The following is a 19,365-nucleotide window of genomic DNA, read 5'->3' as shown; positions in this document are numbered from 1 at the left end:
CGATGGAGGTTCCATGTCGACCCCGAAGAGATGGCATGTCGTCGCCGCCGCGGCCGCGTTGCTGGTCACCGGAACACCCGCCGTCGTCGCCAGCGCCGGCCCGTCCGGGACCGCCGCCGGCCGGCCCGACCGCCTCGAATGGGCGGGTAGCTGGGCCACCGCGGTCACCCGCGGAAACTCGGTCGGACTGACCAACACCGGCCTCAACAACCAGAGCGTCCGGATGGTCGTGCACGTCTCGGTGGGCGGCCCGGCACTGCGGGTGCGCCTGAGCAACCTGTACGGCGAGCAGGCGGTCGCCGTCGGCCGGGCCACCGTCGCCCGCCCCAACACCGCCACCCCCGACGACCTGTCCGACATCGATCCGGCCTCGCTCCGTCCGCTGACGTTCACCGGTGCCGCCTCGGCGACCATGAACCGGGGCGCCGAGCTGCTCAGCGACCCGTTGGCGTTCCCGGTCGCGGACGACAGCGACCTGGTCGTCACGGTGCACTTCCCGACGCCGACCGGCCCGACCACCTTCCACGGGCAGTCCCAGCAGGCCAACTTCATCGGCGCGGGCGACCTGACCGGGGCCGCCGAGGGCAGCGGGTTCACCACCCGGCCCACCTGCTGCTGGTTCTTCCTCTCCGGCGTCGATGTGCAACGCAAGGCGAGCCCGGGCGCGCTGGTGGTGCTCAGCGACTCCATCGGTGACGGCAACGGCAGCACCGTCAACGCCAACCGGCGCTGGCCCGACCTGCTGTCCGACCGGCTACTCGCCGCCCGACCCGACGCGCGTACCCCGGGTGTGCTCAACCTCAGCCTGGCCGGCAACCGCCTCAACCACGAGGGCACCGAGCCGGGTGACGGCAACTACCCCGGCTACTACCAGCTCGGCCCGAACGCGGCGGCCCGGCTCAACGAGGACGTCTTCCCCCAGACCGGTGTGCGGACCGTCGTCACCCACCTGGGCATCAACGACATCTGGATGTCCAACGACTCACCCGAGGCGATCATCGCCACCCTTCGGCAGATCAACCAGCAGGTCCAGCAGCGCGGACTGACCAGCCTGGTGGCCACCCTGACCCCGTACGAGGGGCACGGGGCGCCCGGCGTGTGGACCGCGCAGAAGGAGGCCACCCGCCAGGCGGTCAACACGTACCTGCGGGGCAGCCGGGAGTTCGACGGGCTGCTCGACTTCGACCGGGTGCTGCGCGACCCGGCACGGCCCGGCGCGCTGCTGCCCGCGTACGACTCGGGGGACCACATCCACCCGAACGACGCCGGCAACCAGGCCCTCGCCGACGCCGTGCCGCTGCGGCTGCTCGGCATGTGACACCGGTCGGGGGGTGGCGGGCGATCCCCGCCGCCCCCGGCATCGACATCCTGGGGAGGAAGACGTCGTGACGGTGCAGGAACTGCTCACCGGCCTGTACAGCGAAGAGGGCCGACAGAACCCCTATCCGTGGTACGCCGAGCTGCACCGGCTCGGTCCGGTCAGCGCGGTGCCGCCCCGCGCCGAGCACCGGACGGTGGCGGCGGTGGCGGTCGGCTACGACGTGATCGACGAGGTGTTGCGCGATCCGGAGTGGACCAAACAACCGCCACCGGGCTGGCAGGAACAGGAGATCCTGCGCACCTTCCAGACCTCGATGATGTTCGTGAACCCGCCCGACCACACGCGGATGCGGCACGTGTTCTCCCGCACCTTCACCCCGCGTCGGCTGGGCGCGCTGGAACCGGTGATCGTACGGGTCGTCGACGATCTGCTGGACCGCATGGCCGACGCCGGGAACAGCGTGGTCGACTTCGTGGCGGACTTCGCGTACCCGATCCCGGCGTTGGTGATGGCCGAGTTCATCGGCATCCCGGCGGGGCAGTTGGCGTGGTACCGCGAACGGGTGGACTGGATCGACGAGTTCCTCGACGTCGCCGGGAAGACGCCGCAGCGGCTGGCCGCCGCCAACACGGCGGCCGAGGAGCTGCGGGTCTTCTACCGGGAGCTGTTGGCGTACCGCCGCAGAACGCCCGGTGACGACCTGCTCAGCGGGCTCGTGGAGGCCCTCGACTCGGGCGAGGTGGAGCTGACCGAGGACGAGTTGATCAGCAACCTGATCGTGCTGTTCAACGCCAGCTTCGTCACCACCGTCTACATGTTCGGCAACGGCCTGCCGCTGCTGCTGGCCCACCCGGAGACGGTCGCCGCGCTGCCCGCCGACGAGAAGCTGACCCAGGGCTGCGTCGACGAGGTGCTGCGGCTGGAGAGCCCGGTGCACTTCCTGGCCCGGGCCGCGCCGACCGACACGGAACTGGCCGGCGTGCCGGTGGCCCGGGACGACAACGTGCTGCTCATCATCGGTGCGGCCAACCGGGATCCGGCACGCTTCCCCGAACCGGACGTCTTCGACCCGACCCGGCCGGGCCCGCCGTCGCTGGCCTTCGGGGTGGGGCTGCACTTCTGTCTCGGCGCGGCGGTGTCCCGGTTGGAGGGGCGTCTCGCGCTGCCCCGCCTGTTCGCCCGTTTCCCGGGCCTGACGGTCACCGAGACCCCCACGTACAGCGGCAGCCTGTTCCTGCGTGGCATCGACAAGCTGCTCGTCAGCACCGGCGGATAGGAGCGACATGGCAGTGCACCCGGAGGTGGCGGCGTACCGGGCGGCCCGCGCCGCGACCGGCACCCCGCCGTTGTACACGCAGACCCTCGCCGAGGCCCGCGCCGCGGACCTGGCCGCGATCCGCGCCGGCACCGGCGCGGTCGAGCCGGTGGCCGAGGTACGCGACGAGCGCGTCCCCGGCCCGGCCGGTGAGCTGCCGCTGCGGGTGTACCGGCCGGCCGGGTCGGGTCCGCTGCCCACGCTGCTGTACTTCTTCGGCGGCGGCTGGACGCTCGGCAGCATCGACACCGCCGACGGCATCTGCCGGCGGCTGGCCAACACGGTGCCCTGCCAGGTGATCACCGTCGGCTACCGGCTCGCCCCGGAACACCAGTTCCCGGCGGCGGTGCACGACTGTCACGCGGCCACCCGCTGGGTCGCCGAGCACGCCGAGCTGCTGGGCGTGGACCCGGACCGGCTGGCGGTGGGCGGGGACAGCGCGGGCGGGAACCTGGCCGCCGCGGTCACCCTGCTCTGCCGTGGCGACGGGCCCTCCCTCGCCGCGCAACTGCTGGTCTACCCGAACACCGACCAGAGCGGCGAGCCGGCCGGCCCCGGTGAGGACGACGATCCGACGCTGTTCAACAGCCGGTCGGTGGCCTGGTACCGGACGCACTACCTGCCCGACCCGGCACAGGCCCGGGATCCTCTCGCGTCGCCGTTGCTCGCCGACGACCTGACCGGTCTTCCTCCGGCGCTGGTGGTCACCGCCGAGCTGGACCCGCTCTGCGCCGAGGGGCAGCGGTACGCCGAGCGCCTGGACGCCGCCGGCGTGCCCACCCGGTTGGCGCACTACCCGGGGATGATCCACGGCTTCTTCGCCATGCCGGGCGTCTTCACCGACGGTCGGCGGGCGCAGGCCGACGCGGCGGCGTTCCTGCGGGAACGGTTCGGGCTGCCGTCCGCGCGCGACGAGGTGCCGGAAACCCCGGCCGGCACGGCGGTACGCGGTGGGTGAGCCGCTGCTGACCGACCTGCCCGTCGTGTCGCTCGCCGACTACGCCGAACGGGCCCGGTCGGTGCTGTCACCCGACGTGTGGGACTACGTCGACGGTGGCAGCGCCGCCGAGGTGACGGTCGCCGCCAACCGGGACGCGCTGGACCGGGTCGCCGTCCTGCCCCGGGTGCTGCGCGGGGTGGACACCGTCGACCTCGGCACCCGACTGCTCGGCCGCCCGTACGCTATGCCGGTCGGGGTGGCGCCGATGGCGTACCAGCGGCTGGTGCACCCGGACGGGGAACGGGGCCTCGCCTCGGCAGCCGGCGCGGCCGGGATCCCGTACCTGGCCAGCACGTTGAGCAGCACACCCGTCGAACAGGTCACCGCCGTCGGCGCGGACGTGTGGTTCCAGCTCTACTGGCTGCGCGACCGGGCCCTCGTCGGCGACCTGCTGGCCCGGGTCGTCGCGGCCGGGTGCCGGGCCCTGGTGGTCACCGTGGACGTCCCGGTGCTCGGTCGGCGTCCCCGCGACCTGCGCAACGCGTTCCGGCTGCCGGACGACGTGGTGGCCGCGAACCTGCCCGACGGTCGCGACGCTCTGGCGCACTCCGGCGCCCCCGGGGTGTCCGCGATCGCCGCGCACACCGCCGCTTCGTTCGCGCCGGCGCTGCGCTGGGCGGATCTGGCCTGGCTGCGCGAGCGGGTCGACCTGCCGCTGGTGGTGAAGGGTGTGCTGGATCCCCGGGACGCGGTCGAGGCGGTCCGGATCGGCGCGGACGCGGTGGTCGTGTCCAACCACGGCGGCCGGCAGCTCGACGGCGCGCCGGCCAGCGTCACCATGCTGCCGGAGATCGTCGACGCGGTCGGTGACAGGTGTCAGGTGCTCCTGGACAGTGGCATCCGCAGCGGCACCGACGTCCTGCGGGCGCTCGCGTTGGGCGCCTCCGGGGTGCTGCTCGGCCGGTCGTTGCTCTGGGCGCTGGCCGTCGGCGGCGAACGTGGCGCGCGGGACGCGTTGGCGCTGCTCGCCGCCGAGCTGACCGACGCGCTCACCCTGGCCGGCTGTGCCGATCCGGCGGCGGCGGCCGAGCTGCGGACACTCGGCGCGTGACCGCCACCGAGCCGGTCGACCTGACCGCCGCCGACCTGCACCCCGCGCTGGGTGACCCGGCGCTGACCTCGATGAACTTCCTCAACGAGGTGTCCGAGCGCTACCCGGCGGCGGTGTCCCTCGCGGCCGGACGACCGTACGAGGAGTTCTTCGACGTCGTGGCGGTGCACCGGCACCTGGACACGTTCCACCGGCACCTCACCGACGACCTGGGTCACCCGCCCGAACAGGCGCGGCGGCTGCTGTTGCAGTACGGCCGGACCAAGGGCGTCGTGCACCACCTGGTGGCCCGCAACCTCGCCGTCGACGAGGGCATCACCGTCGACCCGGAGGCCGTCGTGGTGACCGTTGGATGCCAGGAGGCGATGTTCCTGGTGTTGCGGGCGCTGCGGACCGGGCCGACGGACGTGCTGCTCGCCGTCGCACCGACCTACGTCGGTCTGACCGGGGCGGCCCGGCTGGTGGACCTGCCGGTGTGGCCGGTCGCCGGTGGTCCGTCCGGGGTGGACCTGGCCGACCTGTCGGCCCAGGCGCGGCGGGCCCGGGCGGCGGGGCTGCGGCCGCGCGCCTGTTACGTGATGCCGGACTTCGCCAACCCGTCCGGGGTCAGCATCTCCGCGGGGGACCGGCGGCGGTTGCTCACCCTCGCGGCTGAGGAGGACCTGCTGCTGCTGGAGGACAACCCGTACGGGCTGTTCCACGTCGACGACGGGCCGCGCCCGCCCACCCTCAAGGCGTTGGACACCGAACGGCGGGTCGTCTACCTCGGCTCGTTCGCCAAGACCGTGCTCCCCGGCGCGCGTGTCGGTTACGTGGTCGCCGACCAGCGGGTGGCCGGCCGGGACGGCCGCGTCGGCCCGCTCGCGGACCAGCTCGCCATGATCAAGAGCATGGTCACTGTGAACACGTCGCCGATAGCGCAGGCGGTGATCGGTGGCCGCCTGCTGGAGAACGGGTGCAGCCTGGTCCCGGCGAACACGCGGGAGCGCTCCGCGTACACGAGGAATCTGCGCCACCTGGTGACCGGGCTGCGCCGACGCTTCCCGGCCGGGACGGACGGTCCGGCGGCGGTGCGCTGGACGGTGCCGGGCGGCGGGTTCTTCGTGGTGGTGACAGTGCCGTTCCCGGTCGACGACGCGCTGCTGGACCGCTCGGCGCGTGACTACGGGGTGCTGTGGACGCCGATGGCGCACTTCTACGACGACACCGCGCCGGTGTGCGCGCTGCGGCTGTCGGTCAGCGCGGTGACGCCGGCGCAGATCGACGTCGGGTTGGATCGCCTCGCGGCGCTGATCACCGACGAGCTGGCCGCCCGGACGGGTTGACACACCGCGTTCATCGGATGGCAATGCGCGACGACCCGCGTTTCCCCGTCCTGGGTGGACGGTCATAATGGGCCGCATGGTTGCCTGGGAGTACGCCCTGCTCGTCCGCCGCTATCAGGGACAGGGCCGCAATTTCCATGTCTCGTTCGTCTGGTACGCGCCGGACGGGTCCCGTAAGGACATCACCGCCTACGGGGACACCGCCATCGCGCACCTCAACCGTGCCGGCCGGGAGGGGTGGGAGTTGGTCTCCGCCGCCGAAGACGTCAACAACGTCCAGGGCAGCACCGAAGTCCACCGCTACCACCTGAAGCGCCCCCTGGCCTAACCCGCCCCCCCGCCCGCCGTCCCCGACCCTTCCCGTCCGGGTCGATCATGGAGTTGTGGTGGTGGACGAAGTGCGCTATCCGCCTTGATTCGGGCACCACAACTCCATGATCGACACGATCCGGCCGAGGGCCGGGGCCGGCCGGGCTGGTCAGGACAGGTCGACGTTGGGGTAGAGCGGGTGGGGGGCCAGCAGGTCGGTGGCCTGGCGGGCGATCTTGTCAGCCAGGGCCGGGTCGAGCGTGTACTTCGCCTTCGACGGGGTGCCGTCAGCGTTGGCGCCGGCGGTGGTCTGCGTGAGCACGGTGTGGATCAGCTCCGCGGTCTGGTCCATCTCGGCGGTGCCGAGGCCCCGCGTCGTCAGCGCCGGGGTGCCGATCCGGATGCCGGACGTGTACCACGCCCCGTTCGGGTCCTGCGGGACCGAGTTGCGGTTGGTGACGATGCCCGAGTCCAGGAGCGCCTGCTCGGCCTGCCGACCGGTGAGCCCGTAGCCCGACACGTCGATCAGCACGAGGTGGTTGTCGGTGCCACCGGTGACGAGCTTCGCGCCCCGACGCAACAGCCCCTCGGCGAGAGCCTGCGAGTTGTCCACGATCCGCTGGGCGTAGTCGGCGAACTCGGGGCGACGGGCCTCCGCGAGCGCGACCGCCTTGGCGGCCATCACGTGCGGCAGCGGACCGCCGAGCACCATCGGGCAGCCCCGGTCCACCTGGTCGGCCAGCTCCGGCTGGCAGAGCACCATGCCGCCGCGCGGCCCGCGCAGCGACTTGTGCGTGGTGGTCGTGACGATGTGCGCGTGCGGCACCGGGTCGAAGTCGCCGGTGAACACCTTGCCCGCCACCAGGCCGGCGAAGTGCGCCATGTCGACCATGAAGGTCGCGCCGACCGAGTCGGCGATCTCCCGCAGGATCCGGAAGTTCACCTTCCGGGGGTACGCCGAGTAACCGCCGACCAGGATCAGCGGCTTGAACTCACGGGCCGCCTCGGCCACCCGGTCGTAGTCGATCAGGCCGGTCTCCGGGTCGGTGCCGTAGCTGCGCTGGTCGAACATCTTGCCCGAGATGTTCGGCCGGAAGCCGTGCGTCAGGTGACCGCCCGCGTCGAGCGACATGCCGAGCATCCGCTGGTTGCCCAGCTCGCGGCGCAGCGCGAACCAGTCGGCCTCGGTGAGGTCGTTGACCTGCCGGACCTGCGCCTTCTTCAACGCGGGGGACTCCACCCGGTCGGCCAGCACCGCCCAGAACGCGACCAGGTTGGCGTCGATGCCGGAGTGCGGCTGCACGTACGCGTGCGCCGCGCCGAACAGCTCGCGCGCGTGTTCGGCGGCGAGCGCCTCGACGGTGTCCACGTTCTGGCAACCGGCGTAGAAGCGACGGCCGACGGTGCCCTCGGCGTACTTGTCGCTGAACCAGTTGCCCATGGCCAGCAGGGTCGCCGGGGAGGCGTAGTTCTCACTGGCGATGAGCTTCAGCGACTCCCGCTGGTCGGTCAGTTCGGCGCCGATGGCGTCGGCCACCCGGGGCTCGACCGCCCGGATCACCTCAAGGGCACTACGGAATGCGGTGGACTCGGCGTTGCGCGACATGCGACCTCCAACAGACGTGCGGGAAGGCCCAGGCGCTCGGCAAACGTCCTCGTGACGGGGCCGCTCCCCGATGGTTCTCCATCCCCACGCGCCAGTAACGGCCCGGTTGAGATCCTACCGGGCCGGCCGGGGCCGTCCCGGGCGACCTCCGTTCACCACACGCCGGGAGGGTTGGGTGACCGGCCTGGGGCACCCCTTCAGCTCAAGTCCGAGCAGCACCGCCGGATGGCCGAGCCGGGCTCGGGTGACTGACCCGCCGCACGACGAGGGCCCGGCGATCTGCCGGGCCCTCGTCGTGCGGGTGACCGCCTCACGCGGTCATCGCATCCATCGCCTTCTTGATCGCCTTCGGCTCGGTGGGGGTACGCGGGGCGTCCGCCCGCAACGCGATCATCTTCTCGCCGATCTCCTGGAGCTGCTTACGCCCCAGCGCGTCGCGGACCTTCGGGAACCACTCCTCCTCTTCCTCCTCGACGTGGTGGGTGACGTTCTCGATGAGGACTGTGGTCTTGGCGTTGAAGCGCTCGTCGGAGGCGTCCATGCTGGCCAGCTCGGCGCAGAGCACGTCGGCGACGTGGTGCTCCTCGTACGACTCGAGGATGTCGTCCTCAAGGTCGGGCAGCAGCCGGCGGACCTCCGGGTACATCACCTCGTTCTCGAGGTAGGTGTGCACGGTGAGGGCCTCCAGGATCTGGTTCACCAACTTCTGACGCTTGCTCGCCGGCCCCTCCTCGGCATCCTGGAAGGCCTTGAACAGTCGGCGCATTTCCTTGTGGTCCTCTTTGAGCAGGACGATCGCATCGGTCGACACGGGCATGACCTCCCTGGATCTCGGCTGGTGTGATTCCGGTACCCAGCAGGTCAAATACGGAAACAGCCGATATCGGCTGATCAGACCATGGACAGGGTGCCGGGGATCTCGTCGAGAAGTTCCCGGGCGAGGAAGCCGATCCGGCCGTACCGGGGGATCAGCCGTTGCCCGCTCACCGCGTGCGCGAACGAGCCCCAGCAGGCGGCCTGCGCCGGATCCGCTCCCCGGGACAGCAGCCCGGCCAACAGCCCGGCGAGCACGTCCCCGCTGCCGGAGGTGCCCAGCCCGGCGTCCGCGCTCTCCTCCCGCCAACCCCGCCCGTCCGGGGCGGCCACGTGCCCGTACAACGACACGACCGCCTCGTAGCGCACGGCCAACTCGGCCGCCTCGGCGTCCAGGTCCTCGCCCGGATCCCGTCCGAGCAGGTGCCCCGCCTCGGTGACGTTGGGCGTGAGCACCACCGGCCGGCCCGAGCCGACCAGCAGGTCCGGCGCGTGGCTGAGGGCGCCCAGGGCGTACGCGTCGAGCACCAGCGACGTGTCCGGGCGGGCCGCGTCCAGGACCAGCCGCAGCAGGCGGTTGGTCTCGTCGATCGCCTTCAGCCCGGGGCCGAGGGCCACCACGTCGGCCCCGGCGACCAGCTCGCCGAGTTGGCCGTCGCGGTCGGCGGCGACCGCGCCGTCGTCGGTCTCCGGCAACCCGACCACCAACGCCTCGGGCACCTGGATGCTCAGCGTGGCGGCGGTGGACTCGGCGGCGGCGAGCTGGAGCACCCCGGCGCCGGCGCGCAGCGCCGCCACTCCGGCGAGGAGCACCGCGCCGGGGGTGAAGCGGGAGCCGCCGACGACCAGGACGGTGCCCCGGCTCTCCTTGCCCCCGGCCGGCACCGGCAGCGCCCAGTCCCGCAGCAACGCCGGTGTGATCACCTTCACCTCAGACCGGCTCGGCATGGATCTCGTCCTCCCTGGTCGGCTGGGCGCCCTGCTGACGCAGGTGCGCGACGTCGTTGAAGGCGGTGAGCGCCAGTCGCCCCTCGGCGTCCGCCGACCACTCGGTGATCGAACAGTTGGCGATCACGTCCTGCCGGGTGAGCGCCATCAGCTCGTCCTCGGTCAGCCCCTCCACCAGGTAACGAAGCAGGAAGACGAGCGCGTCGTGGCCGAAGAGCAGCACCCGGCAATCCTCGTGGTCACGCCGCAGGTCGCCCAGCAGTGTCCGCAGCCGCAACGCCACGTCCGTCCAGGACTCCCCGCCCGGCGGCCGGTAGTAGAACTTGCCCAACCGCTCCCGACGGTCGGCCTCGTCCGGGTACCGCCGTCGTACCCCGTGCCCGGTCAGCCCGTCGAGGATGCCCAACTCCCGGTCGCGCAGCCGCTCGTCGCGGTGCACGGGCACGTCGGTGCCGGCCAGCGCCAGCCGCGAGGTTTGCACCGCGCGTAGGTACGGCGACACCACCGCCACGTCCGGCCGCTTCGCGTCCGGCAGTGCTGCCAACCAACGGCCGGTCGCCCGGGCCTGCTCCTGGCCGGTGGCGGAGAGGGGCACGTCGGCGTCGCGGTGGGTGAGGTCGATCAGCTCCGCGCCCGACGCCTCGGCCTGCGTCGCCGCGACGTTCGCGGTGCTCTCGCCGTGCCGGACGATCCAGAGGGTTGCCAGTTCCGCCATGCGGCACCCCTACCCGGCACGAGCGTGCGGTAATCGGCCCGCCGCCCGCCGCCCGCCGCCCGCCGCCCGCCGCCCGCCGCCCGCCGCCCGCCGCCCGCCGCCCGCCGCCCGCCGGCTAACTAGCGGCGGCTCTGCCAGGGACGTAGCCCCACCCGGGAGGTCGACTCGTCGCGCCGGCGGAAGAGGTACGTGAAGGACTGGGCGGCCAGGGCGAGGAGGACCGCTCCCGTCCAGGCCCAGGAGTACGTCGGAGCGGAGTGGCGTACCGCGAGGACGCCAAGCACCGGCGCGGCCGCGACGACGAGCGACAGGGCGGTCGTGCTGATGGTTTGTCGAAAGCGTGCCGAGATGGCGAAGGTCGACCGGTCGTAGACGAGCAGGGCCGCGCCGAAGAGGGCGGCGGCCGCCAGGGCCACGCCCACCGAGGAGGTGATCTTCGCGAAGGTGACCGGTAGGGCGATGAGGAACGGGAAGACACCGCCGAACTCCGAGAGCACGTTGCCCCACTTGGTGTACCGGCCGAAGCTGTTGGTTCGCAGCCGGGCGAGCTCGCCGGAGGTGTTGGCATAGATGATCAGCGACGCGGTGGTGGCCAGGGCCGCGCACATCAGCAGCACCCGCACCCCGTCGGGATAGGCCGGTGAGGTGAACGACAGGCCGAGTACGAACGCGATCGAGGCCAGGATGCCGCTGGAGAAGGCGACCCCGGCGGCGCTTTCGTCGGACTGCAGGGCCGCGAAGTCGTCCTTCTCGAACCGGGACAGCTCCAGGGCCGGCCCGGCGGGCAGGTTCACCAGTCCCGTGATGACGTTCTCCTCGCCAGCCAGCAGCGTGGCGATCTGTGCCGATGCGGCAACCGGGATCAGATAGCGCTCGTCGGCGTCGACGTACTCCACCCGCGACTTGTGCTGGCAGTAGTAGCGGTCGCGTCCCGGGCCGAAGTAGTCCGGCACGATGGTGCGTACGACAAACCCGCGGGACAGCAGCAACCCGAGCATGGCCAGGTTCTCCGGGCTGGTCACCGTGGAGATGCTCACCTGGTGCTGCGCCGCGACCGTCCGTGCCCGCGCCACGAAGTCGTCGAGCAGTGCCGCACCCACACCGGTGCGCCGTTGATCCGGGTGCACCCCGAGCCCACTCAGGTAGAGGTGATGGGCGCTCGGCAACTCGTACTGGAGGAAGCCGACGATCTCCGTGCCGGCGCGGACCACCCGGACGTGCCCGGCAACGACGCCGTTCTCGATCTCACTCGGCGCCGCTGGCTCGTGCGCCGGGTCGCCGGGCGGGAAGCAGAGCGCGTCGAGGGCGAGCAGGGCGGGGATGTCCTCGGTCGACGCGTCGTCGATCCGGACGGTGGGTGCCCCGCCCGATCTGGTCTTCTGCTGGCGCACGACGCCATCCTGCCCGACCGGGTCAAGAGGTGTGATCGACGTCGATCGGTGCCCTGCTGTGCGTCGCTGTCGGTTTCGGGGCAGTGCCGCGACCTGGTGATGCGAGACGATGGGCGCCGGACAGCCGACGGGGGTCAAGAATGACTGTCTTACGAGGTCTGCGTGAAGCGCTCCTGTTGTTCGTGGTGATCGGGGCGGTGGTCGCGGCGATGATCTGGGTGGCGGTCGACGGCGGTGACTACGTCGCTCGGCTGGGCATCGGGTTGGTTGTGGTGGGCGGGCTCATCGGCATGACGGGCGACCTGACGCTGAGCCGGATCAGCATGCTCGGTGCACGCGCCACCTTCGGTGCCGCGCCGGAGCGGGAGACGACCGGCGGTGGGCGCGTGCTCACCGGGGTCGGCATCTTCCTCTTCGTCGGACTGCCACTGATCGCGGTCGGCGTGCTGCTGCTCTCCTGACCGGGCGTGTCATCGCCGCCGTCGACGGCTGTCCCCGTGGGCGCCGCGCCAGTGTCCGCTCGGTGGCCGTACGCCACGCTCGCGCGTCGTACCCTCAGGGCATGGCCACGGCGGCGGAGGAGATCCGGGTGGGGGAGCGGCTGGTCCGCGTCTCCAGCCCCGACAAGCCGTACTTCCCGGAGCGAGGGCTGACCAAGCTGGATGTGGTCCGCTACTTCCTGGCGGTCGGCGACGGCATCCTGCGCGCGCTGCGGGACCGGCCCACGATGCTGGAGCGCTGGCCGCGCGGTGTCTTCGAGGGAGCGACGATCGCCACCCGGCAGACCAACCGGGGCGACGCGTTCTACCAGAAACGGTTGCCGGCGGGCGCGCCCGAGTGGGTGCGCACCGCACACATCACCTTCCCCAGTGGCCGCACCGCCGACGAGATCGCGCCGAGCGAGTTGGCCGTGGTGATCTGGGCTGCCAACCTGGGCACACTGCGTTTCCACCCGTGGCCGGTCAGCGCCACCGACGTGGAACGCCCCGACCAGCTCCGCATCGACCTCGACCCGTTGCCCGGCGTCGGCTTCGAGCAGGTGGTGCCGGTGGCCCGGGAGGTCCGCGCGTTCCTCGCCGAGTTGGGGATGACCGGCTATCCGAAGACCACCGGCGGGCGGGGCCTGCACATCTACCTGTCGATCGAGCCGCGGTGGGGCTTCGGCGAGTGCCGCCGCGCGGTGCTCGCGTTGGGTCGGGAGATGCAGCGCCGGTTGCCGGAGCTGGTCACCACCACCTGGTGGCGCGACCAGCGGGACCGTCCGGTCTTCGTGGACTACAACCAGATGTCCCGGGACCACACGATGGCCTCGGCGTACTCCATCCGCCCGACGCCCCGGGCGCTGGTGTCGGCGCCGCTGGAGTGGGCGGAGCTGGACGACGCCCGACCGGAGGACTTCGACGTGCTGTCGGTGCCGGCGCGCTTCGCCGAGCGCGGCGACCCGCACGCCGGCCTGGACGGTGACCGACACTCGCTGGAGCCGCTGTTGGAGCTGGCCGACCGGGAAGGGCTGGAGGCCCCACCCGTTCGGTGAGCCGCGTCAGGCCCACGGGCTGTCCGCCCCGTCGAACTCCTCGAACACCAGCCAGGTGCGGGTGGACAGCACCCCCGGGATGCTCTGCACCCGGCCCAGCACCACGTCTCGCAGCGCGGCGTTGTCCGGCGCGCGAACCAGTGCGAGGACGTCGTGGTCGCCGCCGAGTAGTGCCGCGTGCTCGATGTAGCGCACCCGGGCCAGCTCTGCCGACACCTCCCGCCAGGTGTTCTGCTCGATCGTCAACGCGATGTACGCCGACGTGCCCAGCCCGGCCGCCTCGGGCGCCACCTGGGCCCGGAACCCGGTGATCACCCCGTCGCGCAGCAACCGCTCCACCCGCGCGTACGCGTTGGTGCGGGAGATGTGGATCCGTTCGGCGAGGGTGCGCACCGACGTGCGGCCGTCGCGGACCAGCTCGTCGAGGATCCGCCGGTCGACCTCGTCCAACGCTCGGGCCGATCGTCCCGATCCCGCGCCCCGGCCTGCGTCGTCGGCGTTCTCCTGGCTCACTGACCGATCCTCCGCATGCCAATCGTCCCGCCTTCTGTGTCGATCTTGAGTCAATCATCCACAAGCGGAAGCATAGGCTCACCACACGTCCCAGGAGGTTCCGCCGTGACGACCACTCCCCAGGCGGTCCGCAGGGCATCCCCGCGCACCCGTCGGGCGGCCACCCCGCCCGACCCGGCGCGTCCGCTGCTGCCGAACACCGAGCCGGTCCGCCTACTCGACCCGACCGGCGCGCCGCTGCCCGCCCGCACCGACTACCCCGAGCCGCCCGCCGAGGTGCTGCGCGAGCTGTACCGCCGGATGGTGCTCGGCCGCCGCTTCGACACCCAGGCCACCGCCCTGACCAAGCAGGGCCGCCTGGCCGTCTACCCGTCCTCGCGGGGCCAGGAGGCGTGCCAGGTCGGCGCGGTCCTCGCGGTCCGCGACACCGACTGGGTCTTCCCCACCTACCGCGAGTCGATGGCTCTGGTTGCCCGAGGCATCGACCCGGTCGAGGTGCTCACCCTGCTGCGCGGTGACTGGCACTGCGGGTACGACCCGGCCGAGGTACGCACCGCGCCGCAGTGCACCCCGCTCGCCACCCAGTGCGTGCACGCCGCCGGGCTGGCGCACGGCGAGGCGTACCAGGGGCGCGACACAGTGGCGCTGGCCTTCATCGGTGACGGCGCGACCAGCGAGGGCGACTTCCACGAGGGGATCAACTTCGCCGCCGTGTTCAAGGCGCCGGTGGTCTACTTCGTGCAGAACAACAGGTACGCGATCAGCGTCCCGCTGTCCCGGCAGACCGCCGCGCCGTCGCTGGCCTACAAGGGCGTCGGCTACGGCGTACCGAGCGAGCAGGTCGACGGCAACGACCCGGTGGCGGTGCTCGCCGTGCTCACCCGCGCGGTCGCGCACGCCCGCGCCGGCAACGGGCCGTTCCTGGTCGAGGCGCACACCTACCGGATGGAACCCCACACCAACGCCGACGACGCCAGCCGCTACCGCGACGGCGCCGAGGTCGACGCCTGGCGCGACCGGGACCCGGTCGCCCGCCTGGAGACCTACCTGCGCGCCCGTGGCGTCCTCGACGACGCGGCCGTCGCCGAGGTCGCCGAGCAGGCCGAGGCGTACGCGGCGGACCTGCGGGCGCGGATGAACGAGCAGCCCACCGTCGACCCGCTGAGCCTGTTCGACCACGTGTACGCCCAGCCCACCCCGCAGCTCGTCGAACAGCGCGAGCAGGTCCGTGCCGAACTGGCCGCCGCCCGCGACGAGGAGGGGAACGCCTGATGACCACCACCATGGCGAAGGCGCTCAACACCGCGCTCGCCGACGCCCTCGCCGCCGACGACCGGGTCGTCGTCTTCGGTGAGGACGTCGGTCAACTCGGCGGCGTCTTCCGGATCACCGACGGCCTCCAGGCCCGCTTCGGCGAGAACCGCTGCTTCGACACCCCCCTCGCGGAGGCCGGCATCGTCGGTTTCGCCGTAGGCCTGGCCATGTCCGGGCTACGGCCGGTGGTCGAGATGCAGTTCGACGCGTTCGCGTACCCGGCGTTCGAGCAGATCGCCTCCCACGTCGCGAAGCTGCGCAACCGCACCCGGGGCGCGTTGAGCGTGCCGATCGTCATCCGGGTGCCGTACGCCGGCGGCATCGGCGGGGTCGAACACCACTGCGACTCGTCCGAGGCGTACTACGCGCACACCCCCGGACTGAAGGTGGTCACCCCGGCGACCGTCGAGGACGCGTACTCCCTGCTGCGCGAGGCGATCGACGACCCCGACCCGGTGGTCTTCATGGAGCCCAAGAAGCTCTACTTCGCCAGCGCCGACGCGGAGCTGCCCGCGCGTGCCGAGCCGTTCGGGAAGGCCGTCGTGCGTCGCCCCGGACGCGACGCCACCCTCGTCGCGTACGGGCCGGCGGTGCCGGTCGCGCTGGAGGCCGCCGAGGCCGCCCGCGAGGAGGGCTGGGACCTGGAGGTCGTCGACGTCCGCACGATCGTGCCGTTCGACGACGAGACCATCGCCGCGTCGGTCCGGCGCACCGGCCGGTGCGTGGTGATCCAGGAGGCCCCCGGCTTCGCGGGTGTCGGCGCGGAGATCGCCGCCCGGGTGCAGGAGCGCTGCTTCCACGCCTTGCACGCCCCGGTGCTGCGGGTGGCCGGACTGGACATCCCGTACCCGGCGCCGATGCTGGAGCACACCCACCTGCCCGGCGTGGACCGGGTGCTCGACGCGGTGGCCCGCCTGCAGTGGGACGACCAGCCGGACGCGCGCTGGGCGGCGGCATGACCACCGTCGAGCGCACGCAGGTCTTCCTCCTGCCCGACCTGGGCGAAGGGCTGAGCGAGGCCGAGATCGTCGAGTGGCGGGTCGCCGTGGGCGACGTGGTCACCGTCGACCAGAGCGTGGTCGAGGTGGAGACCGCCAAGGCCGTCGTGGACGTGCCCTGCCCGTACGCCGGCCGGGTGGTCACCCTGCACGGCGCGGCCGGTGAGGTACGCCCGGTCGGCCAGCCGTTGATCACCATCGCGCCGCTGGACGGCGGCGACGAGCCCGCCGGGCACGCCACCTACCGCGAGGAGGAACGGGCCGGCTCCGGCAACGTCCTGATCGGGTACGGGACGGGCCACGGCGGCGCCACCCGGCGTCGACGTCGGCCTCGGCTGGTCCTCGCCCCGGAACCGACCGACGTCGGGCCGGCGGACGCCGCTCGCCCGGACACTGCCCGCCCGGACGCTGCGCGCGCCGACGTCGCCGTGTCCGCCGCGCCTGCCGATCCGCGCTCGCCGGCCGCCCTGGTCATCTCGCCGATCGTCCGGCGGCTGGCCCGGGACCACGGCGTCGACCTGGGTACGGTGCGGGGCACCGGTCCCGGCGGCGTGATCCGTCGCGCCGACGTGGAGGCGGCCCTGACCGCGCCCGCCGCCCGGCTCGCCGCCGTCCCGGACCCGCACGTCGCCCTCGCGCCGGCCGGGGACGGCGACGTCATCGTCCCCCTCACCGGCGTGCGCAAGGCGATCGCCGACAAGCTCTCCCGCAGCCGGCGGGAGATCCCGGAGGTGACCATCTGGGTCGACGTGGACGCCACCGGCCTCCTGGAGACCCGTGCGGCGATCAACGCGGCGACCCCCGACGCGCCGGTGAGCATCCTGGCCCTGCTGGCCCGGATCTGCCTCAGCGGGCTACGCCGGTTCCCGCAGCTCAACGCCCGGGTCGACACGGAGGCGCAGCGGATCGTCCAGTCCGCCGGGGTGCACCTCGGCATCGCCGCGCAGACCGACCGGGGTCTGCTGGTGCCGGTGCTGCGCGACGCCCAACGCCTCACCACCGCCGAGCTGGCGGCCGAACTGGCGGCGACCACCGCCGCCGCGCGGGCCGGGAACCTGCCGCCGGCCCGGCTGACCGGCGGGACGTTCACGCTGAACAACTACGGGGTGTTCGGCGTCGACGGCTCCACGCCGATCATCAACCACCCCGAGGCGGCCCTGCTCGGGGTCGGGCGGATCGTGGACAAGCCGTGGGTGGTCGACGGGCAGCTCGCCGTCCGCAAGGTGACCCAGCTCAGCCTCACCTTCGACCACCGGGTCTGCGACGGTGGGGTGGCCGGTGGCTTCCTGCGGCACGTGGCCGACTGCGTGGAACGACCGGCGATGCTGATCGCCGCCGTCTGACGGCGTACCCCGTCGGCCCCGGCGCTGCCCTCGCGGCGCCGGGGCCGACGCGTGTCCGGGGTTTCCCGGCCCCGTGACCGGGAAGTCGGCCCCGCCGGAGCGCACCGAACGCGTCGAAGGGAGCGGGCCCGTGGCGAACGAGCTGATCCTCAACTCGGTGCGGGTGCGTCGGCCCGCCGCGGCCGGCGCGCCGCTCTACTGCGACGCGCTGGAGTACGGGCTGACCGGCGACGGCTCGACGAACGACCAGCCGGCGTTGGCCGCCCTCGTGGACCGCCTCGGCGCCGGCTACGCCTCGGACGGGCGGGCCCGGGTCATCTACTGCCCGCCGGGCATCTACTCGATCCGGGACGCCGGCACGGTGTGGCGCAGCGGCGTGTCGCTGATCGGGGCCGGACCCGCGGCGACCCGGTTCATGCTCAGCAACGAGGGCAACCGCGCCGACCCGACCCCGTTGGCCTTCTGGACCACCGTGCAGCACGGCGCCGATCGGGACCGGCACATCGCCGACTGCACCTTCGCCGACTTCCAGATCGACGGCTCGGGCGTGGCGATGGCCGAGTACAACTACCTGGCCAAGGGCCTCGGTCTTCAGTATGTGGTGCGCGGCGTGTTCCGCAACCTCTACATCCACCACACCGCCGCCACCGGGTTGGGCTGCGACTTCCTCCAGGACACGCTCATCGACGGTGTGGTGGTGGTCGGCTGCGGCCGCCTGGACAACGGCGAGCAGATCGGCGGTGCCGGCATCGGGATCGGCATCGGCGGGTGGGGCACGATGGAACGCCTGACCATCGCCAACTGCACCGCCCTGGCCAACGGCACGAACGGCATCTTTCTGGAGTTGCAGAAGGACTACTGGGAACCGCCGCGTGGCTACCGCATCGTCGGCTGCCACAGTCAGGGCAACCGGTTCGGCATCTCCGACTGGGGCGCCGACGGTCTGATCGTCTCCGCCTGCACGATGACCGGCAACCTGGAGACCGGCTTCGACGTGTCGGCTCAGGGCACCGCGGGCATCGCCGGACGGGGTGGACTGCTCACCGACTGCGTCATCGACGCAAACCTGCGCGACGGTGTCAGCATCGGTAACAGTCCCGGCCCGTACACCGTGCGGGGCAACCGGATCAGCGGCAATGGTCAGCACGGCTACCACGCGCACGACCTGGGGCGCGGCTACCAGGGCACGATCCGGGACGTGGTGATCGAGAGCAACGAGTTCTGGGGCAACGGGTTGGACGCGATCCGCGTCGACCACCAGATGAGCGACGCGGTGCTGCTCAACAACCGGATCCGCAACAACGGCCGGCAGTACGCGCAGGGCGCGGGCGGTGCCGGCGACGCCGTACGCTACGACGAGCGGACGCTCGTGGACCGGTCGGCTGACTGGCCGCACGACGGCCACCGGGGCAAGGTCCTGCGGGTCGGGCGGGCCGTCGCCATGGTCGCCGCCAACAGCGGCGACGAACTCATGCTCGCCCCGGTCCGTCCGGACGCGTTCAGCGCGTGGAGCGGGGACGTGCCACCGCCCGGTTGCGGGTACGAGCTGGCCCCCGCGCCGGAACGACGTGCCGGTGTCACGATCGACGCGCCGTTCGACTCGGCGACCATCCGCGGCAACCGGATCTGGGACAACCACGACAACCAGACCCAGACCCACGGGCTGTGGATCACCGAGCGCGGCAGTTGTGTGGACTGCCGGGTCGAGGACAACGACCTCGCCGGCAACGTCGACGAGGGGATGCGGTTGGACACCCCGCCGGTGGGCGGACGCTGGCGGGACAACCACGTCGACAGCGACTGGAGCTGAGCGGCCGATCTCCGCACCGAATGGGAGGAACGGATGCGGCGGCGGCCGGAGTGTTCCGA

18 protein-coding genes and 1 riboswitch are annotated in these 19,365 nt (G+C 72.3%); of the genes, 12 read left to right on the top strand and 6 right to left on the bottom strand.

Going from position 1 to position 19,365, the window contains the following annotated elements; genetic code table 11:
- Positions 1 to 13: 13 nt before the first annotated feature.
- The 6 genes from O3438_RS06225 to O3438_RS06200 all read left to right on the top strand — a co-directional run bounded on the left by O3438_RS06225 (position 14) and on the right by O3438_RS06200 (position 6,340).
- Positions 14 to 1,318, top strand: a complete 1,305-nt coding sequence (locus O3438_RS06225) for an SGNH/GDSL hydrolase family protein (protein ID WP_269679013.1) — start codon at positions 14 to 16, stop codon at positions 1,316 to 1,318.
- Positions 1,319 to 1,385: 67 nt separating this feature from the next.
- On the top strand, positions 1,386 to 2,597 hold the full coding sequence (locus tag O3438_RS06220; RefSeq protein WP_269679012.1) for a cytochrome P450: 1,212 nt from the start codon (positions 1,386 to 1,388) through the stop codon (positions 2,595 to 2,597).
- A 7-nt stretch (positions 2,598 to 2,604) separates the two neighbouring features.
- Positions 2,605 to 3,594 (top strand): alpha/beta hydrolase, encoded by a 990-nt coding sequence (locus tag O3438_RS06215; RefSeq protein WP_269679011.1) that lies wholly within the window; start codon positions 2,605 to 2,607, stop codon positions 3,592 to 3,594.
- Positions 3,587 to 4,687 carry an alpha-hydroxy acid oxidase gene (locus O3438_RS06210; RefSeq protein WP_269679010.1) on the top strand — a complete coding sequence of 367 codons (1,101 nt, stop codon included), beginning with the start codon at positions 3,587 to 3,589 and terminating at the stop codon, positions 4,685 to 4,687. The genes O3438_RS06215 and O3438_RS06210 overlap by 8 nt, the downstream gene beginning before the upstream one ends.
- Entirely contained in the window at positions 4,639 to 6,012 is a 1,374-nt protein-coding gene (locus O3438_RS06205) for an aminotransferase class I/II-fold pyridoxal phosphate-dependent enzyme (RefSeq protein WP_442929706.1), read from the top strand. Before O3438_RS06210 ends, O3438_RS06205 begins: the two co-directional genes overlap by 49 nt.
- A gap of 67 nt (positions 6,013 to 6,079) precedes the next feature.
- The gene (locus tag O3438_RS06200; protein WP_088989459.1) at positions 6,080 to 6,340 is read left to right on the top strand and encodes a hypothetical protein; all 261 of its coding nucleotides are present in this window, start codon (positions 6,080 to 6,082) and stop codon (positions 6,338 to 6,340) included.
- A gap of 150 nt (positions 6,341 to 6,490) precedes the next feature.
- Here the strand turns inward: O3438_RS06200 and O3438_RS06195 are convergent, their stop codons facing one another.
- From O3438_RS06195 to O3438_RS06175, 5 genes are all read right to left on the bottom strand, one after another.
- Positions 6,491 to 7,927 (bottom strand): glycine hydroxymethyltransferase, encoded by a 1,437-nt coding sequence (locus tag O3438_RS06195; protein WP_269679008.1) that lies wholly within the window; start codon positions 7,925 to 7,927, stop codon positions 6,491 to 6,493.
- A gap of 19 nt (positions 7,928 to 7,946) precedes the next feature.
- Positions 7,947 to 8,036: riboswitch (ZMP/ZTP riboswitch) on the bottom strand.
- Between the two features lie 201 nt (positions 8,037 to 8,237).
- Positions 8,238 to 8,738 carry a hemerythrin domain-containing protein gene (locus O3438_RS06190; RefSeq protein WP_332367447.1) on the bottom strand — a complete coding sequence of 167 codons (501 nt, stop codon included), beginning with the start codon at positions 8,736 to 8,738 and terminating at the stop codon, positions 8,238 to 8,240.
- Positions 8,739 to 8,818: 80 nt separating this feature from the next.
- Positions 8,819 to 9,688 (bottom strand): NAD(P)H-hydrate dehydratase, encoded by an 870-nt coding sequence (locus tag O3438_RS06185; protein ID WP_269679006.1) that lies wholly within the window; start codon positions 9,686 to 9,688, stop codon positions 8,819 to 8,821.
- Positions 9,672 to 10,403, bottom strand: a complete 732-nt coding sequence (locus O3438_RS06180) for a histidine phosphatase family protein (protein ID WP_269679005.1) — start codon at positions 10,401 to 10,403, stop codon at positions 9,672 to 9,674. The genes O3438_RS06185 and O3438_RS06180 overlap by 17 nt, the downstream gene beginning before the upstream one ends.
- Before the next feature lie 119 nt (positions 10,404 to 10,522).
- The gene (locus O3438_RS06175; protein WP_269679004.1) at positions 10,523 to 11,794 is read right to left on the bottom strand and encodes a GNAT family N-acetyltransferase; all 1,272 of its coding nucleotides are present in this window, start codon (positions 11,792 to 11,794) and stop codon (positions 10,523 to 10,525) included.
- Positions 11,795 to 11,934: 140 nt separating this feature from the next.
- Here O3438_RS06175 and O3438_RS06170 point away from each other — a divergent pair, with 140 nt between their 5' ends.
- Both O3438_RS06170 and O3438_RS06165 read left to right on the top strand, forming a co-directional pair.
- Positions 11,935 to 12,255 (top strand): hypothetical protein, encoded by a 321-nt coding sequence (locus O3438_RS06170; protein WP_269679003.1) that lies wholly within the window; start codon positions 11,935 to 11,937, stop codon positions 12,253 to 12,255.
- A gap of 101 nt (positions 12,256 to 12,356) precedes the next feature.
- Positions 12,357 to 13,328: a DNA polymerase domain-containing protein gene (locus O3438_RS06165; RefSeq protein ID WP_269679002.1), complete on the top strand. Its 972-nt coding sequence runs from the start codon at positions 12,357 to 12,359 to the stop codon at positions 13,326 to 13,328.
- A 6-nt stretch (positions 13,329 to 13,334) separates the two neighbouring features.
- Here the strand turns inward: O3438_RS06165 and O3438_RS06160 are convergent, their stop codons facing one another.
- A complete protein-coding gene (locus O3438_RS06160) occupies positions 13,335 to 13,841 on the bottom strand; it encodes an Lrp/AsnC family transcriptional regulator (protein WP_442929567.1) in 507 nt (168 codons plus the stop codon).
- A 105-nt stretch (positions 13,842 to 13,946) separates the two neighbouring features.
- On the opposite strand from O3438_RS06160, the gene pdhA reads away from it, so the two are divergent.
- The 4 genes from pdhA to O3438_RS06140 all read left to right on the top strand — a co-directional run bounded on the left by pdhA (position 13,947) and on the right by O3438_RS06140 (position 19,306).
- Positions 13,947 to 15,113, top strand: a complete 1,167-nt coding sequence (gene pdhA / locus O3438_RS06155) for a pyruvate dehydrogenase (acetyl-transferring) E1 component subunit alpha (RefSeq protein WP_442929566.1) — start codon at positions 13,947 to 13,949, stop codon at positions 15,111 to 15,113.
- Positions 15,110 to 16,114, top strand: a complete 1,005-nt coding sequence (locus tag O3438_RS06150; protein ID WP_269683580.1) for an alpha-ketoacid dehydrogenase subunit beta — start codon at positions 15,110 to 15,112, stop codon at positions 16,112 to 16,114. The genes pdhA and O3438_RS06150 overlap by 4 nt, the downstream gene beginning before the upstream one ends.
- Positions 16,111 to 17,496, top strand: coding sequence for a dihydrolipoamide acetyltransferase family protein (locus O3438_RS06145; protein ID WP_442929565.1), 1,386 nt, complete (start codon positions 16,111 to 16,113; stop codon positions 17,494 to 17,496). Before O3438_RS06150 ends, O3438_RS06145 begins: the two co-directional genes overlap by 4 nt.
- A 130-nt stretch (positions 17,497 to 17,626) precedes the next feature.
- Complete coding sequence (locus tag O3438_RS06140; protein ID WP_269679001.1) at positions 17,627 to 19,306, top strand: right-handed parallel beta-helix repeat-containing protein; 1,680 nt, start codon at positions 17,627 to 17,629, stop codon at positions 19,304 to 19,306.
- The last annotated feature ends 59 nt before the right edge of the window (positions 19,307 to 19,365 follow it).

Origin of the sequence: Micromonospora sp. WMMC250, assembly GCF_027460215.1 — a bacterium.
GTDB lineage: Bacteria > Actinomycetota > Actinomycetes > Mycobacteriales > Micromonosporaceae > Micromonospora > Micromonospora taraxaci.
This window is presented reverse-complemented; position numbering and strand designations above follow the sequence as displayed.

Coding starts and splice junctions, on each gene's coding strand:
- O3438_RS06225 (WP_269679013.1), top strand. CDS start 14: ATGTCGACCCCGAAGAGATGGCATGTCGTCGCCGCCGCGGCCGCGTTG.
- O3438_RS06215 (WP_269679011.1), top strand. CDS start 2,605: ATGGCAGTGCACCCGGAGGTGGCGGCGTACCGGGCGGCCCGCGCCGCG.
- O3438_RS06200 (WP_088989459.1), top strand. CDS start 6,080: ATGGGCCGCATGGTTGCCTGGGAGTACGCCCTGCTCGTCCGCCGCTAT.
- O3438_RS06195 (WP_269679008.1), bottom strand. CDS start 7,927: ATGTCGCGCAACGCCGAGTCCACCGCATTCCGTAGTGCCCTTGAGGTG.
- O3438_RS06185 (WP_269679006.1), bottom strand. CDS start 9,688: ATGCCGAGCCGGTCTGAGGTGAAGGTGATCACACCGGCGTTGCTGCGG.
- O3438_RS06180 (WP_269679005.1), bottom strand. CDS start 10,403: ATGGCGGAACTGGCAACCCTCTGGATCGTCCGGCACGGCGAGAGCACC.
- O3438_RS06170 (WP_269679003.1), top strand. CDS start 11,935: ATGACTGTCTTACGAGGTCTGCGTGAAGCGCTCCTGTTGTTCGTGGTG.
- O3438_RS06165 (WP_269679002.1), top strand. CDS start 12,357: ATGGCCACGGCGGCGGAGGAGATCCGGGTGGGGGAGCGGCTGGTCCGC.
- O3438_RS06145 (WP_442929565.1), top strand. CDS start 16,111: ATGACCACCGTCGAGCGCACGCAGGTCTTCCTCCTGCCCGACCTGGGC.